This window comes from Maridesulfovibrio sp., assembly GCF_965230075.1.
Classification (GTDB): domain Bacteria; phylum Desulfobacterota; class Desulfovibrionia; order Desulfovibrionales; family Desulfovibrionaceae; genus Maridesulfovibrio.
This window is the reverse complement of sequence record NZ_OZ245945.1, coordinates 965,830-988,821: the sequence shown is the minus strand read 5'-3', so window position 1 is coordinate 988,821 and position 22,992 is coordinate 965,830. Positions and strand designations below refer to the sequence as shown.

22 protein-coding genes are annotated in these 22,992 nt (G+C 47.5%); 8 read left to right on the top strand and 14 right to left on the bottom strand.

The genetic code is table 11. The features are described from left to right. Window positions 1-29: 29 nt before the first annotated feature. Complete coding sequence (locus ACO05Z_RS04360; RefSeq protein WP_421900888.1) at window positions 30-458, bottom strand: MarR family winged helix-turn-helix transcriptional regulator; 429 nt, start codon at window positions 456-458, stop codon at window positions 30-32. Window positions 459-567: 109 nt separating this feature from the next. Between ACO05Z_RS04360 and ACO05Z_RS04355 the strand changes: the two genes are divergently transcribed. After that, the gene (locus ACO05Z_RS04355) at window positions 568-1,863 is read left to right on the top strand and encodes an alpha/beta hydrolase (RefSeq protein ID WP_421900886.1); all 1,296 of its coding nucleotides are present in this window, start codon (window positions 568-570) and stop codon (window positions 1,861-1,863) included. Next, window positions 1,860-2,744 carry an MlaA family lipoprotein gene (locus ACO05Z_RS04350; protein ID WP_421900884.1) on the top strand — a complete coding sequence of 295 codons (885 nt, stop codon included), beginning with the start codon at window positions 1,860-1,862 and terminating at the stop codon, window positions 2,742-2,744. Before ACO05Z_RS04355 ends, ACO05Z_RS04350 begins: the two co-directional genes overlap by 4 nt. 32 nt (window positions 2,745-2,776) lie before the next feature. On the opposite strand, the gene ACO05Z_RS04345 is transcribed toward ACO05Z_RS04350, so the two are convergent. Together ACO05Z_RS04345 and ACO05Z_RS04340 are read right to left on the bottom strand one after the other, a co-directional pair. Then, window positions 2,777-3,613, bottom strand: coding sequence for a DUF4198 domain-containing protein (locus ACO05Z_RS04345; protein ID WP_421900882.1), 837 nt, complete (start codon window positions 3,611-3,613; stop codon window positions 2,777-2,779). A gap of 112 nt (window positions 3,614-3,725) precedes the next feature. Further along, window positions 3,726-4,697 carry a GlxA family transcriptional regulator gene (locus tag ACO05Z_RS04340; protein WP_421900880.1) on the bottom strand — a complete coding sequence of 324 codons (972 nt, stop codon included), beginning with the start codon at window positions 4,695-4,697 and terminating at the stop codon, window positions 3,726-3,728. A 115-nt stretch (window positions 4,698-4,812) separates the two neighbouring features. On the opposite strand from ACO05Z_RS04340, the gene ACO05Z_RS04335 reads away from it, so the two are divergent. Then, entirely contained in the window at window positions 4,813-5,358 is a 546-nt protein-coding gene (locus ACO05Z_RS04335) for a cysteine hydrolase family protein (protein ID WP_421900878.1), read from the top strand. On the opposite strand, the gene ACO05Z_RS04330 is transcribed toward ACO05Z_RS04335, so the two are convergent. The 4 genes from ACO05Z_RS04330 to ACO05Z_RS04315 form a co-directional block, all read right to left on the bottom strand. Further along, window positions 5,355-6,287 carry a multidrug resistance efflux transporter family protein gene (locus tag ACO05Z_RS04330; RefSeq protein ID WP_421900876.1) on the bottom strand — a complete coding sequence of 311 codons (933 nt, stop codon included), beginning with the start codon at window positions 6,285-6,287 and terminating at the stop codon, window positions 5,355-5,357. The genes ACO05Z_RS04335 and ACO05Z_RS04330 overlap by 4 nt on opposite strands. A 21-nt stretch (window positions 6,288-6,308) precedes the next feature. Continuing rightward, window positions 6,309-7,133 carry a glycosyltransferase family 2 protein gene (locus ACO05Z_RS04325; RefSeq protein ID WP_421900874.1) on the bottom strand — a complete coding sequence of 275 codons (825 nt, stop codon included), beginning with the start codon at window positions 7,131-7,133 and terminating at the stop codon, window positions 6,309-6,311. 97 nt (window positions 7,134-7,230) lie between these two features. After that, a complete protein-coding gene (msrB, locus tag ACO05Z_RS04320) occupies window positions 7,231-8,241 on the bottom strand; it encodes a peptide-methionine (R)-S-oxide reductase MsrB (RefSeq protein ID WP_421900872.1) in 1,011 nt (336 codons plus the stop codon). Window positions 8,242-8,457: 216 nt separating this feature from the next. Continuing rightward, window positions 8,458-9,150, bottom strand: a complete 693-nt coding sequence (locus ACO05Z_RS04315) for a M15 family metallopeptidase (protein ID WP_421900870.1) — start codon at window positions 9,148-9,150, stop codon at window positions 8,458-8,460. A gap of 188 nt (window positions 9,151-9,338) precedes the next feature. Here ACO05Z_RS04315 and ACO05Z_RS04310 point away from each other — a divergent pair, with 188 nt between their 5' ends. Next, complete coding sequence (locus tag ACO05Z_RS04310; RefSeq protein ID WP_421900868.1) at window positions 9,339-10,289, top strand: substrate-binding domain-containing protein; 951 nt, start codon at window positions 9,339-9,341, stop codon at window positions 10,287-10,289. A 54-nt stretch (window positions 10,290-10,343) separates the two neighbouring features. Here ACO05Z_RS04310 and ACO05Z_RS04305 read toward each other — a convergent pair whose 3' ends face one another. The 4 genes from ACO05Z_RS04305 to ACO05Z_RS04290 all read right to left on the bottom strand — a co-directional run bounded on the left by ACO05Z_RS04305 (window position 10,344) and on the right by ACO05Z_RS04290 (window position 14,724). Next, entirely contained in the window at window positions 10,344-10,706 is a 363-nt protein-coding gene (locus ACO05Z_RS04305) for a hypothetical protein (RefSeq protein WP_421900866.1), read from the bottom strand. Between the two features lie 179 nt (window positions 10,707-10,885). Further along, window positions 10,886-12,223, bottom strand: coding sequence for a deoxyribodipyrimidine photo-lyase (locus ACO05Z_RS04300; protein ID WP_421900864.1), 1,338 nt, complete (start codon window positions 12,221-12,223; stop codon window positions 10,886-10,888). Then, window positions 12,216-13,769 (bottom strand): SDR family oxidoreductase, encoded by a 1,554-nt coding sequence (locus ACO05Z_RS04295; RefSeq protein WP_421900862.1) that lies wholly within the window; start codon window positions 13,767-13,769, stop codon window positions 12,216-12,218. The genes ACO05Z_RS04300 and ACO05Z_RS04295 overlap by 8 nt, the downstream gene beginning before the upstream one ends. Continuing rightward, on the bottom strand, window positions 13,762-14,724 hold the full coding sequence (locus ACO05Z_RS04290) for a YbgA family protein (protein WP_421900860.1): 963 nt from the start codon (window positions 14,722-14,724) through the stop codon (window positions 13,762-13,764). Before ACO05Z_RS04290 ends, ACO05Z_RS04295 begins: the two co-directional genes overlap by 8 nt. Window positions 14,725-14,958: 234 nt before the next feature. Between ACO05Z_RS04290 and ACO05Z_RS04285 the strand changes: the two genes are divergently transcribed. The 3 genes from ACO05Z_RS04285 to ACO05Z_RS04275 all read left to right on the top strand — a co-directional run bounded on the left by ACO05Z_RS04285 (window position 14,959) and on the right by ACO05Z_RS04275 (window position 19,167). Then, complete coding sequence (locus ACO05Z_RS04285; RefSeq protein ID WP_421900858.1) at window positions 14,959-17,412, top strand: PAS domain S-box protein; 2,454 nt, start codon at window positions 14,959-14,961, stop codon at window positions 17,410-17,412. Between the two features lie 114 nt (window positions 17,413-17,526). Continuing rightward, complete coding sequence (locus ACO05Z_RS04280) at window positions 17,527-17,910, top strand: pancreas/duodenum homeobox protein 1 (protein ID WP_421900856.1); 384 nt, start codon at window positions 17,527-17,529, stop codon at window positions 17,908-17,910. A 165-nt stretch (window positions 17,911-18,075) separates the two neighbouring features. After that, window positions 18,076-19,167 carry a tetratricopeptide repeat protein gene (locus ACO05Z_RS04275; RefSeq protein ID WP_421900854.1) on the top strand — a complete coding sequence of 364 codons (1,092 nt, stop codon included), beginning with the start codon at window positions 18,076-18,078 and terminating at the stop codon, window positions 19,165-19,167. A 10-nt stretch (window positions 19,168-19,177) separates the two neighbouring features. Here ACO05Z_RS04275 and ACO05Z_RS04270 read toward each other — a convergent pair whose 3' ends face one another. Both ACO05Z_RS04270 and ACO05Z_RS04265 read right to left on the bottom strand, forming a co-directional pair. Beyond that, window positions 19,178-19,660 carry a methylated-DNA--[protein]-cysteine S-methyltransferase gene (locus tag ACO05Z_RS04270; protein WP_421900852.1) on the bottom strand — a complete coding sequence of 161 codons (483 nt, stop codon included), beginning with the start codon at window positions 19,658-19,660 and terminating at the stop codon, window positions 19,178-19,180. 2 nt (window positions 19,661-19,662) lie between these two features. Beyond that, window positions 19,663-21,114 carry an AlkA N-terminal domain-containing protein gene (locus ACO05Z_RS04265; protein ID WP_421900850.1) on the bottom strand — a complete coding sequence of 484 codons (1,452 nt, stop codon included), beginning with the start codon at window positions 21,112-21,114 and terminating at the stop codon, window positions 19,663-19,665. Window positions 21,115-21,335: 221 nt separating this feature from the next. Here ACO05Z_RS04265 and ACO05Z_RS04260 point away from each other — a divergent pair, with 221 nt between their 5' ends. Then, window positions 21,336-21,635, top strand: a complete 300-nt coding sequence (locus ACO05Z_RS04260) for a putative quinol monooxygenase (protein ID WP_421900848.1) — start codon at window positions 21,336-21,338, stop codon at window positions 21,633-21,635. An 85-nt stretch (window positions 21,636-21,720) separates the two neighbouring features. On the opposite strand, the gene ACO05Z_RS04255 is transcribed toward ACO05Z_RS04260, so the two are convergent. Continuing rightward, window positions 21,721-22,875, bottom strand: a complete 1,155-nt coding sequence (locus ACO05Z_RS04255; protein ID WP_421900846.1) for a multidrug effflux MFS transporter — start codon at window positions 22,873-22,875, stop codon at window positions 21,721-21,723. Window positions 22,876-22,992: the final 117 nt, after the last annotated feature.

Below are 22,992 nucleotides of genomic sequence, written 5' to 3'. Positions count from 1 at the left end.
TAGCAACTAAACACTTGGGTTAAAAAATTTTATTTTAAATAGCTGTCCATCCAATCATTCATTTTACTACAGATGTCATCGAACACTTTTAGCTCCTCTTCTGACATGGCCCGCAAATAATCGATAAATTCACGGTCATGATCCATGTGGAATTTATAGTGATTGTCACTGGCTGTTTTCCCAAGTTCGGTCAGACGCAAAATAACCTTTGAACCATTTTCAGGATCAGCCTCTTTAAACATAAGCCCTTTTTTGACCAGCTTGCTGACTAATTGCGAAGTAGCTCCCTTGGTCACTCCGGATTCACGGGCCAGATCTGTGACCCCACAGTCGCCAAGTTTATCCACAGCAGAAAGAGTATGAACTTCAGATGGGTAAAGCTTTATGCCGACCCCAAAATCAAACGCCCTACGCTCGACCATATTGTACTTAACCAGCACCCTTCCGAACTCGCGCATATGCGGTATTATTTCTTGTATGTCTCTCACAATTAAAGTGTTTAGTAACTAAACAGTTTTTTGTCAACCGTGAATTTACAATACCATTGACTATTGCTACAAATAAAACATGAAAAAAGCATTTATGGGTCCGGGAAAACATATTGTATTCTTACTTTTTGCATTACTGCTTCCGCTGCTGTGTATGATCCGGCCCGTGGCCGCCGAGACATTGCAATTCCCCATCGCCGATCCTTATAAGGCGACCATCTTCGGTACCCCGCCGGACTTGATGTATAAATTAGAAAAACCAATCAAGCCTGACGAATGCGAAATAGTCATTGAGAACCGCAGGATTCCGGATATTTTCTGGTATAATGAAAAATTCTACTACTCAACAGCCATGCAGGATGAAGAAGCTCCACTTCTTTTCATCATCGCAGGAACCGGATCGGAGCATGACTCCACCAAAATGCGTTTCCTGACCCAACTGTTCTACGAAGCCGGGTTCCATGTAGTTGCCCTTTCATCTCCGACCCACATGAACTTTGTGGTCAGTTTTTCCAAATACGGAGCACCCGGTTATGTCCCCCATGATGTGGAGGACCTCTACCGGGCCATGAAATGGATCAAAGCCGATCTGGAAGGTGTCTACAAGATTAGAAGCTACAGCATTACCGGATACAGTCTCGGGGCCATGCACTCAGCATTCCTTGCCAAGCTGGACGAAGAACGCAGGGAGTTTCTTTTCCGGCGGGTACTCATGCTCAACCCGCCTGTGAGCCTGTACAGTTCAGCACTGCGCTTTGACTCATGGCTCAGCCCGGAGAATCTCGGCAACAAGACACCCCGACAGGTTATTGACGAGCTTATCGAAGCTTTCTCAGAAATTTATGTCCAGTCCGACATTGTCGACCTTGATGACAACTTCCTCTATGCCCTTTCACAGCACATCAATTTTTCTGATATGGATATGCGGGCCATCATTGCCGCAGCTTTCAGGATGTCCTCGGCAAGTATGATCTTCAGTTCCGATGTATGCCTTAACGCCGGGTACATTGTTCCGGTTAACAAACAGCTCGGTGTAGGCGACAATCTCATGCCTTACACAAGAGTCTCAGCAGCAATAACTTTCGAGGACTATGTGGATGAATATCTGCTGCCCTACCTGCAATTTCTCACCCCCGGCACAACCAAGGGAGAGCTGGTTAGAAACTGCGACCTCTTCAGTATCAAGGATTACCTGGGCAAATCAGATAAAATATTCGTACTCGGCAATGAAGACGACATTATCCTGAACGATGCGGATGTGGAATTTCTACGCAAAACATTCGGTGACCGGGCAATCCTCTTCCCCCACGGCGGACATTGCGGCAACATGATGTTCAAGCCTTATGCCCTGAAAGCGCAGGAGCTGATCAAATGATAAGAAAATTATTCAGCTTCATCCTGCTCTGCCTGCTGCTGCAAGGCTGCGCTACCATCAGCAAAAATGATCCTTCGCTGACACTCAAACCGCAAGGCTTCATTGCTCCAGTCTCCCATGCCCCGCGAGCAGGACAGGCTCAGGGCAAGGATGCGGATCTCGACTTTCTGGAAGTATACGATCCATGGGATTCCATGAACCGCCACTTCTATTCCTTCAATGCTCGTTTTGACAGGGCAATCTATCTTCCGGCGGTAGATGTCTACACCACCGTGCTTCCTTCACCGGTACGCAAAGGGGTAACCAATGCGGTCAACAACCTGAATGAAGTAAAATCTTTTACCAACGGCATCCTGCAATTCAATGGCGGCAAAACGGCGCGAGCCTTTTCCCGCTTTGTAATCAATTCATCCGTGGGCCTGCTTGGAATATTCGATGTAGCCACCATGTGGGATTTGAAAAGAAAGGAAACCGGGTTTGCAGATACCCTAGGCGTCTGGGGAGTACCTCCGGGACCGTATGTGGTCCTGCCTATTCTAGGCCCCTCAAGTGTCCGTGATTCAGGTGGTTCGCTGGGGGACTTTGCCCTGCTCTGGTACGAAATGAACTTTGTCTACGACCTTGCCGGAGTAGAAGAAGGACGTACAGCTATCGGTATAGGAGAATCCACCATCCGCGGGCTGGACCTGCGCGCCAATGTCCCCTTCCGTTACTACCAGACCGGTTCGCCCTTTGAGTACGATCTGGTCCGCTTCCTCTACACCAAGAAACGCGAGCTTGATATGGAACGCGAAAAATTAGGTGCTTCAACCGCAGGGAAGCCATACATGAAAAAGAATTTTGATACTCCCCGCCGGAACAGGGAACCTGCTAAAAAATAAAAAGGGACCGTTATGGTCCCTTTTTTATTTGTTTAATGACTGTCCAGCTTGGGTCTCTTGCGCTCATTGGGAACTTCGAAAACCAAGGTGGCTGTCTTTTTCTCCTGCATGAAATCAGGGCTTTCCTTCATAGGTGCTTTCTTGGTGAAGAAGCGTACAAACCATCTTCCGGTTACATCGATGGGCAGCTTGATTTTACCGTCAAAAACCTGCTGGCGCTGAATATACATATCCTCGGCCTGAGTGGAGAAGCCGTTGTATGTGGCATCCCAATAGCCGTCGCCGCGGTAGGGTTTGCCATCCATATAGACCTGCATTTCCAAGACATCGCCTTTCCTGAGCATAGATACGTCTTTTGCAGGAACAAGCTCCATGGGCATGCCTACTATGGCTGGGAATACTGCAGAAGGATTCTCGCAGACCACGTATGTCTTGGTCCACTGGCTACTGCGCAGGGAGGAAACAATTTCAGAAGCACGATCAGCCACGCTGCTCATGGGCTTGATGGAATGACGCTTACGTCCTTTCTTGTCCAGCCATGTGGTAAAATGACCGGGGTTGGTGGCTGCGGTCAGCACGTATGTTCCGGGCATTTCATAATTGATGACGTAAGAGTGCAATGACTTCTCATCGCGGAGCTTTATACCGTAAGTTTTAGAATCAGGCTGCTGTATTGTAATGTGATTAAGCTTTTTCATACGTACAGCATCATCAACCGGGATATGATGCCCATAACAAAAGAATAACGGTGACTTTTTCCCTTCCGAGACATGGTAACGACCAGCCTGAATATACAAGGAATGGGCAGAAGCTGCCGCGGGAATAAGTATGGTTAAAACCATGATGAGCGAGAGAAATTTCTTAAGCATCTGGTGATCCTTTTTATTGGTTACAATTTGAATGGACTAAGATAGATAACGAAATCCGTTTTCATTATCAAGAAATTATACTCATACTCATCATTTGGAATAATAATCTAAACTAACCCACCCTGCTGAAACGGCTACGATATTCACGGGGACTCAAGCCGGTCATCCGCTTGAAAAGGCGCCTGAATGATGAAGGGTTATCATAACCGACCAAAACGGTAATCTCATCCACACCTTTCCCGCTGACCTCCAGCAGGTGCCGTGCCGCCTCAATGCGTACTTGCTGTAAGTAATTATTGGGAGTCATACCCGTAGTCCGCTTGAAACGACGCAGGAAAGTACGCTCCCCAAGACCGGACTGTTCGGCCAGAGACTTTATATTTATCGGCATGTTGTAATTTTCCTGCATCCACTCCTGCACCCGCAGAATATCCCTGTCCGCAAACCCTTCGTCCACAGACTTACTCTCGAACATGAAATATGGAGTCTGCACGTCACGGGTGGAATCCATGACCAGCATCTTGGCGCAAGCGGATGAAATCTCCCGGCCCATGAACCGGGCCACGATGTGCAGGGCAAGATCCTGCCAAGCCATGGCCCCTCCGGCACAGATATATCCGCCTCCGTCAATGAGCATACGCCGGGGCTGAAGGTCCACGTTTCTAAAACGGGATGAAAAATCCGGTGCCAATTTCCAGTGAGTTGTGGCTGGCTTGCCGTCCAGTAGCCCTGCTCTGGCCATGAGGAATGATCCGGCACAAGCTGAGGCTAAAATGGTACCCTGCTCCCCCAGCTTGGCAATACGTGCGATAAGCGGCCCGTCTTCCAACAACACTTCAATATCCCCGAATACCGGGGGGATGACCAGAATATCCGGCTGTACATCTTGAATGCTCCCACTGACCTGCAAGGCTATTCCTACAAATCCGGATACGCTTTTGCCATCAGGACTCAGGATTGATAAACCGCTGAATTCATCTCCATTAGACTCCTGTGATAGGCTATTGGCGATGCTAAAAATTTCCAGCACCCCGGAAACCGCGCAGACCAGACAATCTTTATAAGCAAGGACGGCTACGTTCATAATGACTCATTGTCGTTTTCAGCACGCTTATTGTCAATAGTGCCACTTAAATTTTAGCACGGATCTGTCAGCATGTACTCAACTTGAACACAAAATCTCACCAAGGAGAAATTAAATGAGCAAAAAAGCACTGATCATCATCGATATCCAGAACGATTACTTTCCCGGCGGTAAGTTCACCCTTGAAAACAGTGAGCAGGCCGGCACAAAGGCTGCGCAGGTCCTCGACCACTTCAGGAAAATCGCACAGCCGATAATCCATATCCAGCACATTTCCGTGCAGGAAGGAGCTTTTTTCTTTCTACCGGAAACTGAGGGAGCGGAAATTCACAACTGTGTCAAACCGCAGGAAAACGAAGCTGTCATCCTTAAAAATTATCCCAACAGTTTCCGGAAAACCAGCCTTGATGCGGAACTAAAAAAGTTAGGTGTCGATAAACTGGTCATAACTGGAATGATGAGCAACATGTGTGTAGACGCCACCACCCGGGCAGCTTCGGACATGGGTTACAAATGCACGGTTGTACATGACGCATGCTGCGGGGCCAGCCTTGAATTTGACGGTGTAAAGGCTGGGTCGACGGAAGTGCATGCCGGATTCATGGCCTCACTGGGCATGTTCTATGCGCAGATGGTCAGCGCAAAAGAGTTGATCGGTTAGCGTACATTCTGAACCCGGAGATATAACATCAGCCCGAGCATGGTCAGGCCGATGCCGGACCAGCCCAATATTCCGGGCAGGGTTCCGTGCAGAAGCACGACCTCTCCGGCCAATGAGAAAAGCACTTCCATGGATTGAGTGCAATCTGCCGCGGCCAGCTCTGCTGCGTTTCTGGCCTTGTGCCGGGCGTAGAGAAATAGACTGGTCGCGGCAATACCGGAGAAAATCGCCACAAGGGCGGTATTTATGATCTGTCCTGTTTGCGGCAAAGGCGGCTGGGTAAACAGGATCAATACGGCCCACAATGGAAGGGAGCCAAGAGTTAGCAACAGCACACGGCAAAAAGGATCATCCATGGCCGGATCATCCAAAACCGGAATTCTTCCGCTGCCGCCGTTGCGCGCCTCCCAGACCAGCTGATTGCCGAAAGGATAGGCAAAGGCGGCCACAAAAACCGGGATTGCCCCTAACAGAACAGCGTTCCAAGAACTTTCCTCCACACTTTCAACATTGACCAGCAACACTCCGGCGAAAATTATCAGAGTCAACAGCATGGCCCGCAGGGGGACCTTCTTACCGAAGCCCAGCAGAACCAGCGGCGTGGCAAGAATAGTCGTCTGCCAAGTGGCAGCAACCACCCAGCCCGGAGTGTATGAGGCACTGAAAGTGATCAGTGCGTAGAAGACCCCAAAGCCCACTCCGCCCGCGATAGTCCAGAATTTCCAATGTTTCAGAAAGAGACAGAATGAACGGCCCAGCAACTCACGGCGAAAAATACCAAGCCCGATAAATAGTAATAACAGCATCCAGAAATAGCGCAAACTTGCCGACCAGACCCAATGCCCGCCTTCAAGGCTCATGGCTCTGTTAAGCACAAAGGTGGAACTGAAAAACAATGCTGCCAAAATCCCGGTCAGGATAATCTGCATCTGAATCTCCGTGTACTAATTTTATATCTCGCCGTCTCTGATCATCTCTAAAATTTTCTGCAGATCATCGGGAGTGGGAATGTAGCCGCGCTGAAAAGAGGGAGCCTGAGCCCGCCTGCGTAAATGTTCATTGGCCCAGCCAACTACGGATTTATGAAAAAATGCGGGATTATTCAAAACAATATGGGCCTTGGCCGCCCCGTCCTCTTTTTCCGCCTTAAAGGAAAAATTGGATTCGTGGACGTGGTGGATGTAAAGGGGCTGCGCAATATGTTGAAATTTGCCGCCAACCATCAAACATTGCACCCAGTAGTCCCAATCTTCGTAGGTAGTATTCTCCCGGTAGCGCACCCCAATATCCCATAGTTCCCGACGGTAGAGCGCAGCAGTTGCAACCGTATTCTGGGTCCGCAAATGTAAGGGATTGAAATTCGGTAATAAACGAACAAGAGATTCCTCGGGAGCAACCTCAAGGTAATCTGAATAAGCCAGCGATATTTTGGAATTTGATTCCAGCAGTCCGACACTTGTTTCCAGAAAATCCGGTTTCAATTCATCGTCCGGGTCAAAGCAGAGTAGATACTTTCCTATAGCCTGTTCCAGACCGTGATTGCGAACCGGACCGGGCCTGCCGGACCGCGGAGGAGTCAGGATTGAGAACTCCCGGCAATCAAGCTTTGCGGACCATTTGCGAGCCTGCTCAAGGGAATCATCACTGCTGCCATCATCGACAAAAATTACCTCCACATCCCTAAGAGACATGGTCTGAGATGCCAACGAACCAAAAAAACGGTCGGCAAAACGTCCGTAATTATAGTTGGGAATGATGATGGAAAGCAGGGGCATGCGTGTGTATCCATTACAAAAGTTTTTTTTAACGAGTACACTACACTGCTCTAATAATGCAAGCAGCCCGAAAAAGGATCTTCCGGGCTGCCCTTACTTACTTGAATAACTTCCGGTACTCAGCGTACCCTTCGCTTTCCAGCTCTTCCAGAGGGATAAAACGTAGGGCCGCAGAATTGATGCAATAGCGTAATCCTGTGGGCTGGGGACCGTCATCAAAGACATGCCCCAAATGCGAATCAGCCTTGCGCGAGCGGACCTCAATGCGGGTCATGAAAAAGGAACGGTCTTCCTTCTCTACAACACCCTGCCCTTCAATAGGCTGGGTAAAGCTGGGCCAACCTGTGCCGGAATCAAACTTATCCCGGGAACTAAAGAGAGGTTCACCGGAGACAATGTCCACGTAGATTCCCTCGCGGTGATTATCCCAGAACTCATTATTGAAAGCAGGCTCAGTACCATCCTCACGGACCACCTTGAATTGCAGCGGAGTGAGTATTTCACGCAGCTTGGCATCTTCGGGCCGCTTGTAACCATCCACTTCCAGTGCCGGTTGCCTGAACTCTTCCTTATTGCCCCAATGCTCTTCAACAAAAGAATCCCGGCCGGATAAAAACCTGTACCAGTTATACCTAACCGGATTCTTCTTATAGTAATCCTGATGGTATTCCTCAGCCCGGTAGAACTTCTCAAAAGGAATCAGCTTGGTTGCAAGAGGCTGCTCAAATACACCTGAACCGTCGATCTCCTGCAAAACATCAACTGCAACCTTCTTCTGTCCTTCGCCATGATAAAATATTGCAGAAGTGTATTGCTCTCCACGGTCATTAAAAGAACCGCCCGGATCAGTCGGATCATGATGCTTCATGAAAACCCGCAGTACATCTTCGTAGCTGACCTTAGTGGGATCGAAGCGAACCTGTACAACCTCAAGATGCCCTGAGTTACCGGAACTGACCTGCTCGTAAGTGGGATTTTCCACGTGACCACCGGAATAACCGGAGACCACATCAAGAATTCCTTCCACTTTCTCAAGGTCAGATTCAACACACCAGAAGCATCCTCCGGCCAAGGTTGCTATCTCATAATTATTAGTTGTTTCTTGCATCTTGCTTTCCCCTTTGTTCTCTGCAGCAAATGAGTGGCTGGTAAACAAAAAGACCATGGACAAAATATATGGAAAGAGCTTTATCATAAGCTGGACCTCGCTATTAATAATTATTACTAATAAATTATATCCATATCGTCCATAGTCAATCCAAGAAAAAAAGCGCAACCGGATTGGCTACGCTTTATTCTTGATGAATCGGTATAGGTAAATTGACTACTTGATGTGAAAATTGAAATAAGTTTCCGGAAAAGGTTCAAATTCAAGGGTGAAATGCCACCACTCTTCCTTCAGGGGTTTGAATCCATTACGAACCATGACTTCGCGTAACAGTGCCCTGTTTGAGCGCACCTGTACGCTCATTTCCATGTTCTCCGGCCATGACTTAGGCCCGAAGAAGTCGAACCCTGTCCCCATATCCAGTTCCTGCCCGGTCTTGAGGTCAATGATGGTCAGGTCCACAGTGGAGCCACGTGAATGGCCGGACTTCTCTGCAATGTATCCGTCACGAAAAAGATTCTTCTTCTGTACGTCTGGATAGTATTGCTGTTTCATGCGCGTATCTTTCAAATCCTCAGCCCAGCGCACAAAATGCAGCACTGCATCCTGCGGACGGTAACCATCAAAAATCTTAAGCCCCAACCCGAAGGGAGCAAGCTCCTTCTGCACTCCGGCAAGGGCCGCAGCCGCATCACGAGTCAGGATAACGCGTTCAACCTGATAGCCGTCGATGCGCTCACCTACAAAATTATTGGTTCCGTAATAGCGGACATCATAGACAGCGTCAGGAATAATATTATCCAGATAGCAAAATTCATCCGGCAAGCCATCCTTTTCGCCGAATGCAACAGAAAATGAAAACAACACACTCAGAACAACAAACAGAACACAACACTTTAAATTACGCATCTGACCTCCAAGTCCTAGAAGCGCCACACTGCGGGCATTGTCAAACTAATTGCATGAAAACAAAAATATATATAGTCTTTAACTATTAAGATTTTCCACTGAAAACAAATAAAACTATAATGACAGACTCTTCATCCATTTCTCAATCGGGACAGAACACAATTATTTTTAAGATTTTCGCAAGTCTATTGCTGGCAGCTTACATTCTGTGCTGTCCTTGTGCAAGTTATGCCCAAAAAACAATAGTTACCATTCCCAAGGCAACCATCCTCAATTTCTGGCGGGTAGTCTGCATGGGAGCACATGCGGCAATTGAAGATTCGGACATAAACCTGATCTGGAGAGGATCACGAGTTGAAAATAAGCCCAACGCGCAGCAGCATTTACTCGAATATTATATTGACCAGAAAGTCGATGCGATTGTGCTGGCTCCCATGGATCGTAAAAAACTAAATTCCGCCATTGAAAAAGCAGTAAAAGCAGGCATCAAAGTTATCATTATCGACGCCCCGGTAACCACAGACGTTATTGACAGCTATATTGCTACCGACAATTACAAAGCCGGTTCACTGGGAGCAGACCTGCTGGCTGCAAAGTTAAGCACACCTGGTCCGGTTCTAGTGGTCGGACACTCTCCAGACAACGGATCATGTGCTTTAAGAGAACAAGGGTTCATCGATAGAATGCAGACCCTGTCGCCAGGAAGAACAATCATCAGCATCCACATGCGTGACGGCAGCGAGCGCGAAACAAGGTTATCAACAGAAGAAATTTTAAAAAAGACTCCCTGCATCGCAGGTATATTCACTACTAACGAAGCCACATCAGACGGGGTCTTGCATACAATGAACACCCACAACGGGAGCATTCCATTTGTAGCCTTTGACTACAATCATAAACTATTAAAAGGTGTTCGTGATAAAAAGATAGAAGCACTGATCACCCAAAGGCCCTATGCTATGGGTTTCTTTGGAGTACGTGCTGCTATTGAGTTGCTGGAAGGCAAGAAAGTTTCAAAACAGATGGAAAGCCCGGTCACTGTCATCAGTAACGAAAACATAGATGAAGCGGAAACCCTCCGCTGCCTGCGCAAAGTTCCAACGGCAGAAAAGGCCAAGTGTCCCATCTGCTTTAATTAATAAAGGCCGATCCCCTAAGAAACCGGCCTTACAAACAAACCTATTTTCTTTAAATCAGCCACCGAACCAGCCGGGAGCCAGCACTTCCATTGCCTTGGTGTAATGGACGCGCAGATCTTCCAGCTTGCCGGAAATAACCTTTTCCTGCTCACCGAGACTGGTGGGGCAGACATCTTTCATCTGCTCAACTACAGCTTCCAATTCTTTCATTGTTGACTTGAGCATTATGATCTGATCCTTGAGATTATCGGACTTGTCGTCAGCCAGTACGTCATACAGGCGGGCTTTCCAGGCATTGAGTTCCATTTCCAAGCCCTTGCAATAATGATTTACTGCTTGCTGTTTTGCTTCTTCAGTACTGCAACCATCAATGCCTACACAACTGGGACAAGGTCCGGGATAATCCATATTAGCCATAACAAACCTCCAAATAATAGATTTTAAGGACCCTTTAATATTACCACACTATATCGACACTGACATTATTTTTTCAAAAAAAACATTTCCTTATAAATCGCCATAATTTCGAACCTTATCGCTCCAAAGTAAGTGAGCATACACTATCAAAACACTCTTCGGTGAGACTTTCATACAACTCAGCCCCATTTCCGCACATAGGCATCGACATCAAATTTACGACGGCAACCCCGCTCATTCATGTAGCGAATGGAACCAAACACAGGACGTTTTTTCCAACCCCGATCATGCACCCCGCCAATAGACCAAAGCGCACCAACATAACCGTTGGGATCACGTCCATCCAACTCAAAACGGTCATTGAGTGCTATGGTGATCCGCAGGGCCTCTTCTGCTGATGCTGACCATTCCAAAATCTTCTTGGCCCAATACATACGCATATAACCATGCATAAATCCTGAGCGCACCATCTGGCTCTGCGCAGCATTCCATAAAGCTGAATGAGTACGCGCCTGCTCAAATTCATCATACGAATAAATATAGTCACGACGGTCCGCCGAATGCTCGGCCAAAGTCTTTAACGCCCACTCCGGAGCCGAATCCAGTGAATCATAATTCGGAGTATGCAAACAAAAATTATCAGACAGCTCCCGGCGGATTATGAGTTCCTCAAGATATGAGTCCACGCTATCGCCAGCAGGTCTGCTAGCCACAGTCAGAGCTGCCCGCTGCGGGGCCAATTGCCCGAAATGGTAGTATGCTGAAAGACGAGAGGTTGCTTCAGCATTGGGGTCATTACGTTTTTCAGCATAATCTCCAAGACCGTGCTCAACAAATTCATTAAGAGCCGCATGGGCAGCAGCTTCTCCCGAGGCTAAATCAACAGGACCGATACTTTCATCAACTTCAAGGGAATTACGCACCTGATCCCAATCTACCATGGGGAATCCTTCGCCCTTTTGCGAAGCCGGGAGTAGTTCCGGGAATTCCTCCAGAAATTCCGGGAGCAACTTTTGAATCTTCGGCCTGATGGTCCGCGCCCCGTATTCACGCTTATCAGTTACAAACCGTGCCGGGACAACATTATGTCCATCCACCTCCAGCAGCGGAACATTGAGCTTCTGCCCTATATTGACTTGCCATTGCTGCTTGATACGCAAGGGATCAAAATCTGTAACAACAATCCCGGCCCGGACCTTACGCACAAAATCGGGCAGTGTTTGATCGGGCTGCCCGCTGAGCAGGGCAAAATCGTAGCCCAGCCCTCGCAAATCCCTTTCAACCTGCTGCAATCCCTTGAGCATAAAATCATACTGACGCAGGTTTGCGCCAAGAAATGAAGGTACGAGGCAAAATACAACAATCAACGGTCTCGTGCTCCCGGCCAGTTCCCGGGCATGGAGCAAGCCCCAGTTATCGCGAACACGCTGCTCACGACTCATCCAGTAAACTACGGCTCCTTCGGAGATTTCAGGTAAATTAAGTTTATTAATTCTCCTGCGGTCAACTTTAATCATTACCATCGTCCTTAACACCGGGAATACGACAACGCGGGGCCGGACCTTCCACCAGTTCCGGGCCTTCCATTATCCGGCAACCACTCTTTTCTGCCAATGAACGGGCCATACCTTTAAAAACAAGGGCGTGAAACGGATACACTGACCACCAGTAAAGGATTCCTCCCAGTCCGCGCGGCAAAAACCGTGCGGTCATGGTCAGTTCAGTATCCCCGGCCAAGGTATTTTCAAGGCTGAATTCAAGAAGCGCCTCTCCGGGCAACTTCATTTCCGCCAGCAGGAGCAACCTTTCACAGGGCTGCACATCCAGTACCCGCCAAAAATCAAGAGCATCACCGACACTGACCTCGGAAGGATGCCTGCGTCCGCGGCGTAAGCCTACCCCGCCCACAAACTTATCCAACCAACCGCGCAGCGACCAGAGCGTATTGCAGCAATACCAGCCTTCATCACCACCGATAGATATAATTTTATCCCAGAGGCCGTCCGCACATCCCTCAAGTTTAATACGGTATGCTGAATGATAAACAGTACCACCGGAATATCCGGCATCACCACAAATGGCCCATTCCGGAGTTTCAAGAGTTCCGGCATCGGACCAGCAGGTATCTACAACTTCCTGCTGAATTTTGTTGAGCGCGCGACGGATTGCAGTCCGGCAATCGGTCAGTTCGCGGGGCATGACTTCACGGATGCGGTAATCCTTACAGACCACCCGGTTACGCAAGCCCAACACCAGCGGGACAGCCAGAGATACAGGAACCGGGGAGACAAGCCCCAGCCAATATGAAGACAATTTCGGTGAAACAAATGGGACAGGGATAATCAACCGCTTACGCAACCCGGCCTCCTGCTGGTATATACGGAAAAGCTTTTCATAGGTCTCAAAAAACGGTCCTCCTATGTCATAACTCTCCCCGGCGGTTTCAGGGTGTTCAAGACAACCGGAAAGATAAAACAATACATCGCGGATACTGATGGGCTGACTTTCGGTACGTACCCAGCGCGGAGTAATCATCACCGGGAGGCGATCCACCAGATAACGAAGAATCTCGAATGAAGCACTGCCCGAACCAAGTATGACCGCCGCCTTAAGCGTAGTACAAGGCACGCCTCCGGCTGACAGGATATCGCCGACCTCAGCCCGGGATTTCAGGTGGTGGCTGATGTTCGGATCATCCGGCACCATACCGCCGAGATAAATTATTCGCTCTACCCCGGCCTGTTCCGCAGCATGAACAGTATTCTGCGCAGCGACACGGTCCCTCTCCGCAAAATCAGAGCTACCCGGTTGCATGGAATGCACCAGATAATAAACGGCAAAACAACCCCGCAACGCTTCCTGTAAGGAATCACGGTCAAAAAGATCAGCCTCGGCCAGTTCACAATTTTCATGAAAACTGTAAGGACGAGTACGCAACTTTGCTTGCGAACGCCCCACAGCCCGGACTTTCCAGCCCTGATCCAGAAGCTGCGGAACAAGGCGGCCTCCAACATATCCTGTAGCCCCCAGCACACAAATCATTTTGTTTTGGCGATCAGACATGATTCCTCAGCATAAGCTCTGCAGGGTAAGGGGTGAGATAAATCTGTTGCTCCAAATAGCTCTTGTCATACTTGCGAACATAATGATTAAGCATGGTTACCGGAACAATCAAGGGAATTAACTTCTTATGGAAGCGGTCAATCAGCTCCAGCATTTCCTGCTTCTCGTCCGCAGATATATCTTTCTTAAAATGGCCCAACGCATGAGTGAGCACATTTACATGCTTCTTAACAGTAGGCCTATAGGTCAAGGCCTTGAAAAGATTAGCTTCGTACTCATCGCTCAAGGCTGCAGGATCGGCACTACCAGCTGTGGCCACAAGCTTGCCCATCTTGCGGTAAATGGCTTCATTGTGGACCATAATCAACATCTTATGCCGGGTATGAAAATCGACCAGCTTGGCTGGTGAGTATCCGCCCCGCACAACGTCACGCCAACGCTTGAAGGTAAAAATGCGGTTAATGAAATTTTCGCGAATTCCGGCATCGTGCAACCTGCCGTCATCCTCGCAAGGAAGGGATGGAAAGTGGTCCATGACCATGCGGGCCCAGATTCCAGTGCCGGAATAAAATATCTGCCCGTTATCGCCGAAAACCTTCATCCGGCCCAAGGCATTTGAGGGGGAGCCATGTTTAAATATATATCCGCTGAGATTTTCCTTGTCCAGCAGGGCCAGTTTTTTGCGGCCCCACTCCTGCATGCGCCCGGTCCAGTCTTCGCCGGATTTTCGCCCCACCAAGCGGGGATTCTCCACCTCCCCTACCAGCCGTACAGCTTCGCGGGGAATCCCCATACCGGTTTCCACTTCAGGGCAAACCGGAACCCAATCCACAAATTGCCCAAGCACATCCCTTAAATAACGATCAAGCTTTTGTGAGCCGTCATAACGAACATTTTCACCCAGCAAACATCTGGCTATTCCAATCCTGATTTTTCCCGTTTCAATCTCTGTCATTCCAGCCTCCTCTATACACAAGCTTACTTTTATATAAACTAACTCATATACAAAAATAAAACTATCCAATAAAAAACGTCCCCTTAATTTAATCGACCAATAAACTGAATTATCAGCCGACCAGAAGAGTACTTTTTTAATTCTTTAATGGAAAAATAACCTTTTTTTTCATATTATAAAAATTCACGATAACTGTAGTGCAACGATTCAGTCTTTATGGACGGTCCAGCAAATATGAAGTCACCACAGGCAGCATTAAAAGAAGCCCGAAAGATGGCTATGGATGCAGAAAAAAACATTGAGGCCCTCCTTGATGCGAACACGCAATCCATACTTCTTCTTGAAACTGACGGTACAGTTATATACGTCAACCGAATTGTTGCCGACATCCTGCAGACTACTCCTGACAAGCTTACGGGCAAAGATATATTCAATTGCCTGCCCCCGGAACTGGCCATATCCCGGCGGCAGATGTTCGACAGTGTAGTGAAGAGCGGCGAGCCGATAAAATTTCAGGATGTAAGAGAAGGAAGGGTTATACTCCATTCACACTACCCGATTATTGAAGACGGTAAGGTTGTTCGGGTGGCTATTTATGCAGAAGACATCACTGATGTTGTCAATAAAGAACGGGAACTGGCCCACAGCAAGCATCTCCAGTCAGTACTCTATGAAATCATCTGCCAATTCAATTCAGCAAAAAACCTGAACGAATTGATGCGTTCGATTCACGAAATAATGCTCAAGGAGCTTAAAGCTAAAAATTTCTATATTGCCCTCATTGATCAGGAACTTGAAGAACTGGTCTTCACCTATTGTGTGGATGAGGGGATTAACAAGTACCCGCCGATACAAAACATATATGATCCGGCAAGTAAAAGGATCAGCCTGCTGCCTATCCAAAAAAACAAAATCATCCAAATGACTGGGCAAGAGATAATTAGATCCGTTGAGAACGGCTCACTGGATGTCATGGGCCGAATTCCGGAGATATGGATCGGCGTTCCCATGCAGGTACGAAATGAACCTATCGGGGTACTGGCAATTCAGAATTATGAAAATCCCAACCTCTTCACGGAAGAGGATATCCAACTGTTTTCAGCATGCTCCCACCAGATAGCCTTGGCAATTGAACGGAAAAGATATGATGCCGCTATCCGGGAAAGCGAGGAGCAATACCGGGCTTTGTTTGAAAACAACCACTCGGTCATGCTCATCATCGATCCGGAAACAGGCAAAATACTGGATACCAATAAAGCTGCTTCAGACTTTTACGGATACTCCTGTAATGAATTAAAAGCCAAAACCATTTTTCAACTCAATGCACTTCCCCGAGCAGAAGTAATAGCAAATATGGCTAAAGCACATCAGGCCAATCTGACGAGCTTTATATTTCAACATCGTTGTAAAGGTGGAGAAGTAGTGGATGTTGAAGTCTTTTCCGGGCCATTCAATCATAATGGAAAGACTCTCCTCATATCCATCATTCATGACATCACCAAGCGTTTAAAAAATGAGAAAGAACTTTCAGCAGCAAAAGAATCAGCCATCCTCGCCAACAAAACCAAAGATGAATTCCTCGCTAACATCAGTCACGAGATCAGAACTCCGTTAAACGGCGTAATGGGCATGCTACAAGTGATGGGGGCGACAAAACTGAATCAGGAACACCGACATTGTATCAATGTCGCCCTGCAGTCTTCCCGCAACCTGCTCCGGGTTCTTGACGATATTCTGGACCTTTCAAAAGTGGAAATGGGAACCCTTGATCTTTTTGAAGACAGATTTTCGCTCAACAAACTTTTGATGGAAAGCGTAAACTTATTCAAACTGCAAGCCAGTGAGAAAGAGGTTGAATTGTCATATTCCATCCTTCCCAAAGTGGAATCATACTATTTAGGGGACGAAGGGCGTATCAGACAGATACTCTTTAACCTGATCGGCAACAGCATTAAATTCACTGACCAGGGAGCAATAAAAGTTGATGTGAGAACAAATCAGGCTACTTATCAGGGCAAATGCAGTATATCCTTTACTGTAAGCGACACCGGAATAGGTATTCCTGAAGATTTTCAAGAACGTATCTTTGATTCATTCACACAGGTGGATGGATCACTTTCGCGGCGCTACAAGGGTGCAGGACTGGGACTTGCCATTGTAAAAAGACTTATCGAACTCATGGGTGGAACAATTCAAATTGAGAGTACACCAAACATCGGTACTTCAATTCATTTCACGATATCCCTTAAGATTGCCAAACCACCGACCGATAACCAGAACACTCAGCCCGATACTACGGGCAAAACACCCAAACTCCACGTTCTGCTGGTCGAAGATGAGCCGGTCAACAGAATGATGGCTCGCAAATTACTCGAAAGAATGGGCCACAAAGTAAGCTGTGCTGTAAATGGGGCTGAATGTCTTGAAATCTTAAACAAGGATGTCTTTGACACCATCCTCATGGATATCCAGATGCCCATCATGGACGGGCTGGAAGCGACCCGAACAATCCGTACTTCAAACAATTTTATCCAAATAAGAGACATCCCTATCATCGCTCTTTCCGCGCACGCAAATAAGGAAAGCAGGTATTCCGCCCTCGAAGCCGGGGTAAACGGTTATCTCTGCAAACCGTTTGAGATGAAAGATCTTGAAAAAATTATCGCTGGAACAGTCCACAAAGCTTAACCCATCCGCCCGCCCCTGACGCCTGAAACAGTTGACACAAAGGTCTTTTCAAAGGCATTGATGTGAACTTGGCGGATTACTCAAATAAAACGGAAACAAATGAATGGAGTTTTTATGACTCAATATGCGGATATTTTCGATCAGAAAATGATGTCCAACCTCTTCCCTGAAGAAAGGACCAATGATTTCTTTGAAGCCCTTTTCGGTGATGCAGAGGAAGGCAGCTATGATATTTCTCTCGCTTATGCAGGAGACAACGGCGACACAGTTCATTTCGAACTGCAGCTCCGCCAGCGCCCCGGATGCTGTCTGGCCTGTAACCTGACATACGGACTGCCGCAGGTTTTCTCCCGTCACCCGATCATTAATATTCAGGGTGTCGCAGAAAAAGTAGGCGAAGCTGTAGGCAAACCGGAAAACGTATCCTGGAAGCTCGGCGCTACTCAGGAAAAAAGCAGAGAGCTTCATGTAATTCCTCTTTCCATAAGCCTGAGCTAAGCGTACAATATATTTTAAAACTCAAATCAGGCCCGTGCCCGCCATAATGGACACGGGCCCATAACAGCTTAAAGATAAAATCACGTATTTATAATGTAAATTCGGTTGAATCAAACCTGACGACAAGGTAATATATATAGAAATTAACCACTTCAGGAGCGGGGAATGCTTGAAGAGCTTCGTTACGGTATTTTTTCCAATAATTCCAAACACATTTCAAACGACAGGCTGACTTTGGTCGGGCTGGGCGCGTCTGATATATATGTTTATTCCACTTGGGATAACGCTATTGCTGCTTTGGAAAACGGCGAAATTGATGTAGCTCTTGTCGATGAATCGCTGCATGACACTTCCGGCGCGGACTGTGTGAGAAAAATGCGCAGGCACGCAATGCGCTCACTCCCGGTAATCATGGTCACCCCGGACCAGCGTAAGGAATCCGTACTCAATTCAATTGCTGCCGGAGTCGGTGGCTATGTGCTGCGCCCGTACAGCATGGAAACCCTTAAGCGTCATGTTTTTGCCGCATATATGAGCGCCAGTCCTGATGAAATTGAAAAAGAACTGCTCAATTCTTCTTGGGATCTTGTAGCCAACGGCAGCTTTGACGAAGCAATCGACAGCTTTTCCGAAATCATTGAAGAAGTAACCGAAGCAGACAAAAACCCCGCAGAAGAATATTTCGATAAGGGCTTGAATTTCCTGTCTCAGGAGAAATTCGGCAAAGCCATCATCGCCTTCAACAAGGCAATCGCTCTCAATGAAATGTATGCTGAAGCTTACAAAGGCATGGCCGACGCGTACAAAGGCAAGGGCGATACAGATAACTATAAGGATTACCTGAACAAGGCAGCTGACATATATGCTGTTCAGGATAAGCTGGATAATGTAAAGGAATTATTCGTTGAGATCCTGCAGAACGAACCGGATGCGGTAAATCCCTTCAACCGCCTCGGAGTAAAACTGCGTAAAGACGGAGATTATCAAGGCGCAATCAAGGCCTATCATCAGGCCTGCACTTTCACTCCCAACGATGCCAACCTTTACTACAACATGGCCCGAGCATACACCTATGCGAAGGACTATGAGAGCGCCCTGAACTACACCGAACTCAGCCTGCGCCTTGATTCAAGCCTTGAGCCTTCAAAGTCATTACATTCACAGATTGTCAAGCTGATTGAAAAGCAGCAAAAAGAAAAGACCGCCACAGATGACGAGTCGCCCAAAGTCAGCATTGACGATGAACTTGAAGAATAGTTTTGGCAGCTTAAACGCGTTTCTCCAGTTCCAATAATTTTTGTTTGATTTTTGTACCGTGAGCAAATCCAGCCAAACTCCCGTTGGCAGCAATCACTCGATGACAGGGGATGATCAGCGGCACCGGATTTTTCCCATTTGCCGTCCCCACGGCCCTGCTCGCATTTTCATTTCCTAAAGCAATCGCAATCTCTTTGTATGACCTTGTCTCTCCGCAAGGAATCTTGCACAGTTCCGACCATACCCGCTTTTGAAAGTCAGTTCCCTGAGGATTTAACTTCACATCAAACTGAGTACGTTTTCCAGCCAGGAAATCCTCAATCTGTCCCCTTATATCGACGAAAAAATCGTCATTCCACCCCCACTCAGGATTGATTTCAAAGACCCGATGCCCTTCTCCAGTCTGCATATGCAAATGAGACAGACCTTCCTCGTTACCAGCCAGAATAATTTCGCAAAGCGGGGTCCTGAAGCTTGTATAAAAAAGTTTCATCGCTATTCTTCTCCTAAAGAATTCCATAAACAAAGAGTGGCGTAACCTCTGTAAGGTCTCCATTTTTCGGCAATTTCCAGCACCTGTTTTGCCGTCGGCTTAACACCGTCCACGCTGAGGGCTTTGATAACTCCAAGATCTCCGGCCGGGAAACTGTCCGGCAATCCCAATCCGCGCATGGCAACATAATTCACCGTCCAGTCACCGATCCCTTTCAAGGCGGAAAAGTCGCGGTGAAAATCCTCCAGCGACTGATTTGCGGAGAGTTTTACCGCCCCCTCATTAATAGCACGAATCGCAGTTTTGATTGTTTCCCGACGGGTATTGGTCAAACCGATACCATCCAGATCCAGACTGGACAGTTCCGCCGAGTTTGGAAAAAAGAAATCAAGGCCATCAGGGTAATCAGCAGCACACCGAAACCCGGTTTTATTCGCAATGCGTCCGGCCATGGTCGTAGCCGCCTTTACTGTGACCTGCTGTCCTAAAATAGCCCGGACCATAAACTCAAAAGGATCAAAAACTTTTGGTAGGCGCGGGACCTGACCATCTTTCATGCCCTTTTCCAAAAGCTCGTCCCCCTGAAAATGATCCCGGATTATGCGCAGGTCAGTATCAAGGTCAAACATACGCCGTACTCGGTTATATACCTCCATATAGCACTTGATATCTTCCGAAAAGATGCTCAAACGCAGGGAGGAATGGGCAGGGTCATCGGTAACACTGAAGTAACCATGGGCCTCTGCGGTTCTGAAGGTCCTGCTGTAACTATCTTCAGTTATGACTTCCACTCCCTTTATAGCCCGCTCGCGCATGAATAAAAGCATGGAGTTAAAATCAAAGGGCAGTTCATATTTCAGTAAAAGTGTAGTTCCGTCCTGTGCAGTTGGCCTACTGCCCAACTCCTTGCGCATAGCTGTGGGGGTCATGTTGAAAATAGACTTGAAAACCTCATTGAACTGGCGCAAAGAGCTGAATCCGGCGGCAGCTGCAATGTCGGTAATGGAATTATCAGACATAAGCAGCATTTTACGGGCAAACATTGCCTTGTGGTATCTTGCAATCTTCACCGGAGGCACGCCCAACCGCTCTACAAAAAGCTGGCGCAAATGACGATCTGAAACTCCCAGCTCACAGGCAAGGTCACTCAGGGAATGGTAATTGAGATAACCATCGTAAATCATACGCAGGCCTTCGTTGACCAGTTCGTAGGAAGAGGGATAACCGGAACCATATTCAATGGTTATGTCTGGTCGGCAACGTAAACAAGGCCTGAATCCGGCTTCAAGGGCCTGAAAAATGGTTTCGAAATAGACAACATTCTCTTCTTTAGCTCGCGGAGACGGACAGGATGGGCGGCAGAATATCCCGGTGGTTTTGACTGCAAAGAAGAACTTTCCGTCAAAATTCCTGTCCCGGTAGATGCGCGCCCTGCTGTACTCATGCTTTGTCATTTCTCCCCCGACTTTTTAACCTGTTTTTGCTGCAGTTTTCAGTTATAAGTATCTGCAGCCCGGTTTTTAGCAAGCGGTTTTCGGAACTGACATTAAAGAAGATTTCTCAGGAAGAAAACAACATTGAACTGCCCATTTCATCCTAATTGCTGATTTATGGGCTGGTAAAATTATCTACAAATATCCAACCATAACCAGAAACATTCAACTTGGAGAAAAAAATGATAACTCTTACGGCAAAAGTTCAGGCCGCAGAAGGCAAGGAACAGGAACTTGAAGCGGTTCTACGCGAACTGGTCAAAGCAACCGCAACAGAAGAAGGCTCAGTAGAATACAGGCTGCACAAGGTTGTGGATACTCCCGGTGCATTCCGTTTTGTAGAAAAATTTAAAGATCAGGCTGCCTTCGATTTCCATTCCAATTCTGATCACTTCAAGGCAGCCGTTGAAAAAATCGGCACTCTTACAACTGGTGAAGGTGAACTGGAAATGCTGGAATTGATTGATTCCATCCCCGAATAATAAGATTCGACCCTACAGACAAAAAAACTCGCGTATGTGTTCATACGCGAGTTTTTTTTGTACATTTTTTAGCAGATATTCCTTGCTACTGCGTCACTCTCGCCCGCCGAGCCACCCAGAACAGGGAAAGCAACGGAACGACTCCGCCGAGAACTCCCATCTCGCCGATAACACGAATCTTTGCCGGCCAATCAAAAGAGATAATTTCCATGGCAACAGCGCCGAAGATGAAATAAGTAAAGGTCAGAAGCGCGGACGCTGCACCAATGTCACGGTCCACAGTTTCGAGGATCATATGGTTGCTGATAGGCCTGCTGACCCCGATGGAAAATGTCATCAGGAACATGGGCGCAGCAAAAGTATATTCTGTGCCGCCCAACGCCAGCACGCCGATACTGGCCAATATCACCCCTATCAATGAGACCTTAAGAATGGACATGGATGAATAGCCCACACAGAGTCTTGAGCAGGTGAACGATCCGGTCATGAAGCCGATGGCGTTAAAACCGAAGAACATGGCGTACTGCTGCTCATTCATTCCGAATCCGCGAATATAAATATCCGCTGACCCGGCCAGAAATCCGAAAAAGCCAATCCCAATTACCGAGAAGGCAAAGCAGTAAGTGGTAAACTCAACATTTTTGAGCACCACCAGATAGCGGGAAAGCATGCTCAAAATCCCGCCCTCGGTCTTTTCAAATTCAGGCTCCTTGAATACCAGAGTGCCGTAAAAAGCCATGGAAGCCAGCACTGCCTGACATCCGAAAATCCACTTCCAGGATAAGAACTCAAGCATCATACTGCCCATCATGGGTGCAACCATAGGGCATAAGGGGATGATCACCCCGATATAGGCCAACACCTTCTGACGCTCAGTACCTGTATAGAGGTCTTTTGCCAGCGCCATGGAAAGTGCCGACGCCGAGGCCGCCCCGGCAGCCTGTACAATGCGGGCCGCCACCAAAAACCAGATATTGGTGGATAAAGCACAAAGAACACTGCCCAGCACATAAATTCCGACTCCACCGATCAGCACGGGTTTACGCCCGTACTTATCAGACAGAGGGCCGTAAATGAGCATGAAGAAGCTAAACAGAATAAAGAAGAGAACCAGCGAAAGGTTCACTTCAGCCAAAGAAATACCCCACTGCTCCTGAATGGTCGGCAGTGCAGGAAGATACATATCCGTGGACAGGGCGGGGAAAGCCGCCAGCATAGTAATAAAAAGAAAATTAGGCATAACAGTACAATTTTAAAATAAATAAAAAAGAATCAACTCAGATTAAAAGCGGAAATATTGTGTGGGAATATGCGGTTACGCAATAGAGCGGAAAATAAGATTTGCAGATACTAGGCT

Coding starts and splice junctions, on each gene's coding strand:
- ACO05Z_RS04270 (WP_421900852.1), bottom strand. CDS start 19,660: ATGAAACTTTTTTATACAAGCTTCAGGACCCCGCTTTGCGAAATTATT.
- ACO05Z_RS04275 (WP_421900854.1), top strand. CDS start 18,076: ATGCTTGAAGAGCTTCGTTACGGTATTTTTTCCAATAATTCCAAACAC.
- ACO05Z_RS04350 (WP_421900884.1), top strand. CDS start 1,860: ATGATAAGAAAATTATTCAGCTTCATCCTGCTCTGCCTGCTGCTGCAA.
- ACO05Z_RS04315 (WP_421900870.1), bottom strand. CDS start 9,150: ATGCGTAATTTAAAGTGTTGTGTTCTGTTTGTTGTTCTGAGTGTGTTG.
- ACO05Z_RS04290 (WP_421900860.1), bottom strand. CDS start 14,724: ATGACAGAGATTGAAACGGGAAAAATCAGGATTGGAATAGCCAGATGT.
- ACO05Z_RS04255 (WP_421900846.1), bottom strand. CDS start 22,875: ATGCCTAATTTTCTTTTTATTACTATGCTGGCGGCTTTCCCCGCCCTG.
- ACO05Z_RS04325 (WP_421900874.1), bottom strand. CDS start 7,133: ATGCCCCTGCTTTCCATCATCATTCCCAACTATAATTACGGACGTTTT.
- ACO05Z_RS04280 (WP_421900856.1), top strand. CDS start 17,527: ATGACTCAATATGCGGATATTTTCGATCAGAAAATGATGTCCAACCTC.
- ACO05Z_RS04305 (WP_421900866.1), bottom strand. CDS start 10,706: ATGGCTAATATGGATTATCCCGGACCTTGTCCCAGTTGTGTAGGCATT.
- ACO05Z_RS04345 (WP_421900882.1), bottom strand. CDS start 3,613: ATGCTTAAGAAATTTCTCTCGCTCATCATGGTTTTAACCATACTTATT.
- ACO05Z_RS04360 (WP_421900888.1), bottom strand. CDS start 458: ATGCGCGAGTTCGGAAGGGTGCTGGTTAAGTACAATATGGTCGAGCGT.
- ACO05Z_RS04300 (WP_421900864.1), bottom strand. CDS start 12,223: ATGATTAAAGTTGACCGCAGGAGAATTAATAAACTTAATTTACCTGAA.
- ACO05Z_RS04260 (WP_421900848.1), top strand. CDS start 21,336: ATGATAACTCTTACGGCAAAAGTTCAGGCCGCAGAAGGCAAGGAACAG.
- ACO05Z_RS04355 (WP_421900886.1), top strand. CDS start 568: ATGAAAAAAGCATTTATGGGTCCGGGAAAACATATTGTATTCTTACTT.
- ACO05Z_RS04330 (WP_421900876.1), bottom strand. CDS start 6,287: ATGCAGATTATCCTGACCGGGATTTTGGCAGCATTGTTTTTCAGTTCC.
- msrB (WP_421900872.1), bottom strand. CDS start 8,241: ATGCAAGAAACAACTAATAATTATGAGATAGCAACCTTGGCCGGAGGA.
- ACO05Z_RS04265 (WP_421900850.1), bottom strand. CDS start 21,114: ATGACAAAGCATGAGTACAGCAGGGCGCGCATCTACCGGGACAGGAAT.
- ACO05Z_RS04285 (WP_421900858.1), top strand. CDS start 14,959: ATGAAGTCACCACAGGCAGCATTAAAAGAAGCCCGAAAGATGGCTATG.
- ACO05Z_RS04295 (WP_421900862.1), bottom strand. CDS start 13,769: ATGTCTGATCGCCAAAACAAAATGATTTGTGTGCTGGGGGCTACAGGA.
- ACO05Z_RS04340 (WP_421900880.1), bottom strand. CDS start 4,697: ATGAACGTAGCCGTCCTTGCTTATAAAGATTGTCTGGTCTGCGCGGTT.
- ACO05Z_RS04335 (WP_421900878.1), top strand. CDS start 4,813: ATGAGCAAAAAAGCACTGATCATCATCGATATCCAGAACGATTACTTT.